Source organism: Arthrobacter sp. SO3 (assembly GCF_020532825.1).
Classification (GTDB): Bacteria; Actinomycetota; Actinomycetes; order Actinomycetales; family Micrococcaceae; genus Arthrobacter.
This window is the reverse complement of the sequence record NZ_MQTS01000163.1, coordinates 1-4557: the sequence shown is the minus strand read 5'-3', so window position 1 is coordinate 4557 and position 4557 is coordinate 1. Positions and strand designations below refer to the sequence as shown.

The following is a 4557-nucleotide window of genomic DNA, read 5'->3' as shown; positions in this document are numbered from 1 at the left end:
AGTATCGGGCGACGCCGGCGGGCCGGTGCCGGGATCCGGCACCCGGCGGCGCAGCCTGAACAGCAGGAACATGGCCGCCGCGGCCGGAACGGACAGCACCGCGAAGGCAACCGAGAGGTTTCCGGTGGCCGCGAGGACCGCGGCGACCAGTACCGGCCCCAGCAGGGCCCCGAGGAGGTCTAGGGATTTATGGACGGCAAAGCCGCGGCCGCGGCCGACGGGCTTGGCGACAGCGGCCAGCAGCACGGTCTTGGCCGGGCTGCGCACGGCTTTCCCGACCCTGTCCCCGATGATGAGCACCGAGGCGAGAACCAGGCCGGCGGCTCCCGCCCAGGATGCCACGGCCAGCAGGGGCACGCAGACCGCCGTGAGCGCATAACCTGCCAGCGTGAAGGTCCAGTACCTGCGGGTCCGGTCCGCCCAGGGTCCGAACACCAGCCGGAGCCCCTGCGCGGCCGCTTCGGCGGCGCCCGTGACGAGGCCGACGAGCAGCGCGGAGGCACCCAGCTGGGCGAGCAGGGGGCCCGCCAGCGGCCGGGCCCCGTCGGAGACCGCGTCGGCGGCCAGGCTGACGAGCCCAAAGCCGATCACCGGACCCCAGACGAACCGCCGGTTGGCCCCGGGCAGGGCGGATCGACTCTCCCGCTCGCGGGCTGACAAGTTTCGGTGGGGCAGGCCCATTTCCCAAGACTCGCGGACGGCCTGTGGAAGGACAAGAGGCCGGGGGTGGTGGTGGCCCCGCTTCGGACCTAATTGTTCCTGTTACTGCCAGGCCCGGACGTAGTCGACCTTCATCTCGGAGGCCGGCCCGTACGTGGTGCTGGTGCCGGCTTTGCCGACATTCAGCACCAGGTACTGGGCGGCATTGCCGTCGTCGGTCGGGAAGGACTTGACCTTGACGCCGTCGACGTAGACCTCGGAGACGTTGGCCTTACGCCACAAGCCGTAGGTGTGGTATTCATTCCCCCAGCTGCCGGCGATGGTGCCCTGGTTGTGGGTTCCGGAGCCGGAGTGGTAGTTGGACGTCATCTGTCCCTTGAGTACTTCGGCGATGTCGTTCTCACCCGTGGCGGGCCAGGACTGGCCGGTAGTCCACCACGCGGGCCAGTTGTGCAGCAAGGTTCCGTTGCCGGGGAAGGAGATGCGGGCCTCGGTGTAACCGGTCCGGAACGCGTAGCCGGTCGTGGCGGCGTCGTTCGGGTTTGACGACACAAGGGCGCCGGTGCCGGCGTCCGAGAGTTTCAGCGAGAGGTTTCCGCCGCCGACGGAGACGTTGGCCGGGCTGGTCTTGACCTTGTTCATCGTGCCGCCGCCGAACCAGGAACTGGACCACTTGCTGGTGTCCAGGGCGGTTCCGTTGAAGTCATCGCTGAAAGTCTGGGACCACGCGCCGGGGACCCCCAAAGGCGACAGCCCGGAGCCGGTCGAAGCCGGCAGGACTGTCACGGGTGCTGCCGCAGGCGCGGGTGCTGCCGCCGCCGGAACAGGCTCAACCGCCGGTGCTGCTGCCACTGCGGCGGCCGGCGCGGGCGCTGCTGCGGGTGTGGGCACCGCGTGCAGTGTGCAGGGAGGCACACCGTCTTTGGTGTTCAGGGTGCACGTGTAGGTGCCAGTCCCGGTGGCTGCCCCGGGGGACGCGACAGCGCCGAGGGAAGCGGTGAGGGAAAGCACGGCTGCTACAGCCGCACCGGAAAACAAAGTTGTGCGTTTCTTCATGTACTTACTCCTGGAGCTCACGCTCAGTTGGTGGCGCCCTCCCGCGCAGCGCTAAGGCGCTGGGGCAGGACGGAATGCGCCATTGTTCATGGCCGCACCGAGGGGGATTCACCGGCGCGCCAGACATTCGGCCGCGTAACTCATCCAGGCAACGATGTGCCTTCTCATGCGCCGTTGGCGCAGGCGCCACCCACAGCGGGGATATACCCGCAGCGGGGCAAAAAGAACGGCCCCGGCGACTGCGCCGGGGCCGATAGATAGAGACCAGAGCTTCCTGCCAGAATCGAACTGGCGACCTTCTCATTACGAGTGAGACGCTCTACCAACTGAGCTAAGGAAGCAACCGCCTGAAGTTTCCGGTGACCCGGTCGCTTCATGCCAGAGACAACTGTAGTAGAGTCCTCCGGCCCGGGTCAAAATGAGGGGCAAACGCCTCAGCAGACGGTGTTGTCCGCCGGGGTCTTGCCGTCGACGAGATAACCGTCCACGGCGTTGCCGATGCAGTCGTTGGAGCGGCCGTAGGCCGTGTGACCCTCGCCCTTCCACGTCAGCAGCGAGGCCTGGCCCAGCTGCTTGCGCAGGGCGGCCGCCCATTCCACCGGGGTTGCCGGGTCACCCGTGGTGCCCACCACGAGGATGTCGGTCGAACCCTTGTAGTCCACCGGCGCCGGGGTCCGGACGTTCTTGTACGGCCAGTCCTTGCAGTTGGTGCCGCCGAAGGCGAAGTATTTCCCGAAAGTGGGCGACTCCAGGCGCAACTGCTGCTCGTCCGCGCGCATCCCTGCGGTGTCCGTCACCATGGGGTAGTCCAGGCAGTTGATGGCAGTGAAGGCAAAGGTGCTGTTCGAGGAGTAGCTGCCATCGGGTTCCCGCTCGGCGTTGAAGTCGGCCAGCCGCAGGAACGGGGTCGGATCATTCTTCATGATCGCGCCGAAGGCCTGCGTGAGCAACGGCCAGTTGTCGTCGTTGTACAGCGGGACGATCATGCCCGTGACCAGGGTGGATGCCGAGACCAACCGGCCGTCCTTGGCACGCATGGGGTTCGCCTCCACGGCGGCGATCACGTCCTGGATCTGCCGGATCCCGTCGTCGACGCTGCCGCTGAGCGGGCAGCCGCCGGTCTGGAGGCAGCGTTCCACGTAGGAGCGGAGTGCTTTTTCGAAGGCCTTGGCCTGACCGCTGGTGAGTTCCTCATTGCTGAGGGACGGGTCCATCGCGCCGTCCAGGACCATCCGGCCGACGTTGTCAGGGAACAGCGAGGCGTACGTTGAGCCGAGGAACGTCCCGTAGGAGAACCCCATGTAGTTCAGCTTGGTGTCGTTTACGGCCGCGCGCAGGATGTCGAGGTCCCTGGCGGAACTGATCGTGTCGATCTTGCCCAGGACCGCTCCGGTCTTTTCCGCACACTTGGCGGCGATCACCTTGTTGTCTGCCAGGGTCTCGGCCACGCCGGCGTCGGTGTCCATGTCATAGATCTTCGCGCGGGCGGCGTCGCGTTCCTGATCCGTCAGGCAGGTGACCGGGGCGGAACGCTGCACGCCGCGCGGGTCGAAGCCCACGATGTCATAGTTGGCTCGGAGCTTTTCCGAGAAGTGGGTGGCTCCGGCGTCCCGGACGAAGTCATAGCCCGAGCCGCCGGGTCCGCCCGGGTTGATGAGCAGGCTGCCTTTGCTGGTGCCCTTCGTGGGCAGCTTAAGCGCCGCGATTTCGATGCTGCCGCCGTCCGGCTTGCTGTAGTCCAGCGGGACTTTGATCTTGGCGCACTTGAAGTCGGTTTCACAGGGGGTCCAGTCGACCTGCTGTGTGTAGTAGCTCTTGAGCTCAGCGGGCGCCGAGGACGCAATCTCCGGCTTGGGTGTGCTGGGGTTGTTGGCCCCGCTGCCGCCGCCCAACAAGGTGCACGAGGAAAGCACCAGGGCCAGGGCCATGGCGCCTGCTGCCCGCACACCGATCGCTACGGATCGGGATCTGGCGGGCACTGCTCGTGCAGACTTCATGCGGTTCTCCTTGGAGGAATAGGAACTGGGCGGAGCGGCTGCCGCTTCACACCGGGCGGCGGTTGGGACTGGGGGAGGGTTGGTGCACCCGGGGCGGGTTAGTTAATGATCCCTCAGATGAGGCTGGCCGCCATGGACTCGATCGTCAGCAGCGGGGCCACGTTGGAAGTCGTAATCCGTTTGCGGGCTTTGTTGATGGCGTCCATCCGGGCCAGCGTGGTTTCGGCGGAGGAGTGGCTCGCGAATTCAGTGAGCTCGCTCCTGAGTTCAACGTTGACCAGTTCCACGGCGTTCCCCATCTGGATGATCAGCACATCCCGGTAGAAGGACAGCAGATCGGTCAGCGTGCGGTCCAGCGAGTCAGTCACGGAACGCTTGGCACGGCGCTTCTGGTCGTCCTCGAGCTGCTTGACCTGGCCGCGCATGGCTGGCGGCAGCGTGCCGGTTTCCGGCGCCCCAAGGGTGGCAAGCAGGGCAGCCTTCTCCGCCGCATCGCGTTCGTCGTTTGAGCTGTTGGCTTCATCCGTAGCGATCTTGACCAGCTTTTCCGCCATCAACACCGCTGCGGTCACGCCCCGGAGCCCCAACGGAAACCGCACGGTTTCGAGCCGCCGCTCACGGGCCTCCGGATCCCGGGCCAGGCGGCGGGCGATCCCGACGTGGCTTTGCGCCGCACGGGCCGCACGTTCGGCGACGGCGGGGTCCACGCCGTCGCGCTTGACCAGCAGGGCAGCGACGTCGGCCGCGGGCGGCAGCCGCAGCGCCACCGCGCGGCACCGGGAGCGGATCGTGACCAGGACGTCGGCGGGGGAGGGCGCGCACAGCATCCATACGGTGCGGGGGG

The 4557-nt window shown here is 67.0% G+C and carries 3 protein-coding genes, 1 tRNA gene and 1 pseudogene; all 5 read right to left on the bottom strand.

The features are described 5' to 3' along the window. Positions 1 to 681 (bottom strand): MFS transporter (locus BJQ90_RS15100; protein WP_226761056.1); only part of this gene is annotated, 681 nt, incomplete at its 3' end. 81 nt (positions 682 to 762) lie between these two features. Beyond that, positions 763 to 1716: a family 16 glycosylhydrolase gene (locus tag BJQ90_RS15095; protein WP_226761055.1), complete on the bottom strand. Its 954-nt coding sequence runs from the start codon at positions 1714 to 1716 to the stop codon at positions 763 to 765. 268 nt (positions 1717 to 1984) lie between these two features. Next, positions 1985 to 2057, bottom strand: a tRNA-Thr gene (locus BJQ90_RS15090). Positions 2058 to 2150: 93 nt separating this feature from the next. Continuing rightward, entirely contained in the window at positions 2151 to 3713 is a 1563-nt protein-coding gene (locus BJQ90_RS15085; protein ID WP_226761054.1) for an alpha/beta hydrolase, read from the bottom strand. Positions 3714 to 3826: 113 nt separating this feature from the next. Beyond that, positions 3827 to 4557: pseudogene (locus BJQ90_RS15080) on the bottom strand (DNA polymerase III subunit delta'); the annotation flags it as partial.

Excerpts from the sequence above, each read along its gene's own strand:
- BJQ90_RS15095 (WP_226761055.1), bottom strand. The coding sequence starts at position 1,716 with ATGAAGAAACGCACAACTTTGTTTTCCGGTGCGGCTGTAGCAGCCGTG.
- BJQ90_RS15085 (WP_226761054.1), bottom strand. The coding sequence starts at position 3,713 with ATGAAGTCTGCACGAGCAGTGCCCGCCAGATCCCGATCCGTAGCGATC.